The sequence below is a fragment of the Pseudomonas sp. GW456-E7 genome (assembly GCF_059424105.1).
On sequence record NZ_JBWKZB010000081.1, the window covers coordinates 9362 to 12476 of the forward strand.

Annotated in this window: 1 protein-coding gene; it reads right to left on the bottom strand. The window is 61.3% G+C overall.

Annotation, left to right across the window (positions count from 1 at the left end):
- Positions 1-3115, bottom strand: a 3115-nt coding sequence (locus AC07YV_RS28835) for a beta strand repeat-containing protein (protein ID WP_146025436.1), incomplete at both ends; no start/stop codon positions are given.

Consider the following 3115-nt stretch of genomic DNA (forward strand, 5'->3'; position numbering starts at 1 on the left):
AGGTCGAGAGCGTTTCGCTGGCGTCGGTGAAGTTGTCGTTGACCGGCGTGACGCTGATGTTCAGGGTCGAAGTGTCGTTGGCTCCCGAACCGTCAGTGACGGTGTAGGTAACAGTCGGCACGGTGCCGTTGTAGTTGGCGGCCGGGGTGAAGGTGTAAGCGCCGTTGGCCCCAATGACCAGGGTGCCGACGTTGGCGATGGTCGCAGTCTGGCCGGCGTTGAAAGTACCAGTCACACCGTCGATGCTGAAGTTGACCACACTGACCGGGCCGTCAACGCTCGAGGTGCCGCTGAGGACGCTGCCGGTCAGGGCGGTGTCTTCCAGAGTGGAGAGCGTTTCATTGGCGTCGGTGAAGCTGTCGTCGACCGGCGTGACGCTGATGTTCAGGGTCGAGGTGACGTTGGGTCCCGAACCGTCGGTGACGGTGTAGGTGACCGTTGGCACGGTGCCGTTGTAGTTGGCAGCCGGGGTGAAGGTGTAGGCGCCGCTGGCTGCGATCACCAGGGTGCCGACATTGGCAATGGTCGCCGTGGTGCCGGCCGTGTAAGTGGTCGAACCAATGGTGAAGTTGACCACGCTGACCGGGCCATCGACGCTCGAGGTGCCAGTGAGGACGCTGCCGCTCAGGGGCGTGTCTTCCAGGGTGGAGACCGTTTCGCTGGCGTCGGTGAAGTTGTCGTTGACCGGCGTGACGCTGATGTTCAGGGTCGAAGTGTCGTTGGGTCCCGAACCGTCAGTGACGGTGTAGGTGACGGTCGGCACCGTGCCGTTGTAGTTGGCAGCCGGGGTGAAGGTGTAAGCCCCATTGGCACCGATCACCAGGGTACCGACGTTGGCGATGGTCGCCGTGCTGCCGGCGGCGTAGGTGGTATCACCGATGGTGAAATTGACCACGCTGACCGGGCCATCGACGCTGCTCGTGCCATTGAGGACGCTGCCGCTGAGGACGGTGTCTTCCAGGGTGGAGGGCGTTTCGTTGGCGTCGGTGAAGTTGTCGTTGACCGGCGTAACGCTGATGTTCAGCGTACTGCTCGAGCCAGTATTGGTGGTGTATGTCACCTGTGGAACGTTGCCATTCCAGTCGGCAGCCGGCTTGAAGGTGTAGTCGCCGTTGCTGGTAATGATCAGCGTACCGACACCCGTGATCGTCGCGGTCTGGCCCGCCGTGAAACTGCCGTTGACCCCGTTCACGCTGAAGCTTGCGACGCTCAGGACATTATCGACATCCTGGTCGTTGGTCAGCACGTTACCGATCGCGTTGTGATCTTCTTCGACGGTGATCTGGTCCGACTGCAGCACGCTGGCGTCATCGACGGCAGCCACGTGCACCACCAGTGGCAGCGAAGTGCTCGCGCTTGGGGCATCGCCGTCTTTGGCGGTGGCCGTTACGGTCAGGGGGATGTCGCCATTGAAGTTCGTCGGCGGTGTCAGCTTGAGCGTGGACAGGTTCCAACCCGTAATGTCCACCGACGTCGAGCCGTCGGCAGCATTGAAGGTGTGGGTGCCATCGGTGAGGCTGGAACCCGCCGGCAAGCCGTTCAGTGTGAGGGTGAGCGTTTCCGAGCCGTCGGCGTCATTGGTGTGGGCCTGGATGGTGGACAACAGGATCGCGTTGTCCTCAAGGCCCGAGTTGAGCACCTGAGTGACATTGATGTTGTCCAGCAAGCCGCCCAGGCTGTTGCTGTCCCCAGCGCGGAACTCGAGTTTCTGGTTGCCATCGGCAGTGACCGGAATGTCGAAGCTGTAGTGCTGCATGCCCGTGGTCGAGGTGTTCAGGGTGCCAATGAGTTGACCGCCCCAGTACACGTTGATGAGCGAATTATCTACGCCGGCACGCGGTGCATAGTCGAACGACACGTTGTACGTGGTGCCGGCCTTCGCATCGATAGTGGTGTAGAGGTTGCTCGCATCACCGGTATTACGCTCGAGTTCGATGACCTGGTTATTGCCGCCGGCACCGTAGACGCTGGCTTTGCCGATTTCGACCATGCCCCCGTGGTTGTCAGTGTGCCAGGCGCCGTTGCCGAGCTTGCTGACATCGACGTCGATACTCGCAGCGACTTCCTGGAAGTCGGTCGAGGCAACAACACCGCCACCGGTCAGCGACAGGCTCGGGGTATCGGTGACTGGCGCGACGACGATGGTACCGGTTGCCGAAGTAGCAGAAGGCATGCCACCGTTGTCGGTCGCGCTGTAGGTGAAGCTGGTGGTGCCACTCCAGTCGCCGGTGGGTTTGAAGTAAACCGTTGCGCCATTGGCCGTTGCGGAGATCACGCTGCTGGCGGTCAGCTCGATGGTCCCGGTGGCGTCTGCGTAAAACTTGCCATTGGCCGGCAGGCTGGTCAGGGTGAAGTGATTGACGCTGCCGTCAATGTCATTGCCGCCGAGCTGCACGGCGATCAAATGATCTTCATCACCCCTGGCCGAAGTGGAGTTAACGGTCGGAGCGTCGTTGACCGGGTTGACCGTGATGTCCAGCGTGCTGGTGGAGTTGGTGTTGGTGGTGTAGCCGATCTGTGGAACTGTTCCGTTCCAGTTCGCGGCAGGGGTGAAACTGTAATCGCCGTTGGTGGCGATAGTCACAGTACCGACGCCGGAGATAGTCGCGACTTGACCCGCGGTAAAGGAGCCGGGGACGCCTTGTATGGTGAATGTCGCGACACTCAGAGCGTTGTCGACATCGATGTCATTGCCAAGCACGTTGCCCGTTGCAGCGTGGTCTTCATCGACGGTCTTTGTATCTGCAATCAGGACGCTCGGGTCATCGACCGGGGTGACGCTGATGTTCAGGCTCGAGGTGACATTGCTGCCGGAGCCGTCGGTGACGGTGTAGCTCACCGTGGGTACCGTGCCGTTGTAGTTGGTGGCCGGGGTGAAAGTGTAGGTGCCGTTCGCTCCGACCACCAGGGTGCCGACGTTGGCGATGGTCGCGGTCTGGCCGGCGTTGAAAGTCCCAGGAACGCCGTCGATGGTGAAATTCACCACGCCGACTGGACCGTCGACGCTGCTCGTGCCAGTGAGGACGCTGCCGGTCACGGCCGTGTCTTCGGCGGTGGTCACGCTTTCGCTGATGTCGGTAAAGCTGTCGTCAACCGGGGTGACGTTGATGGTCAG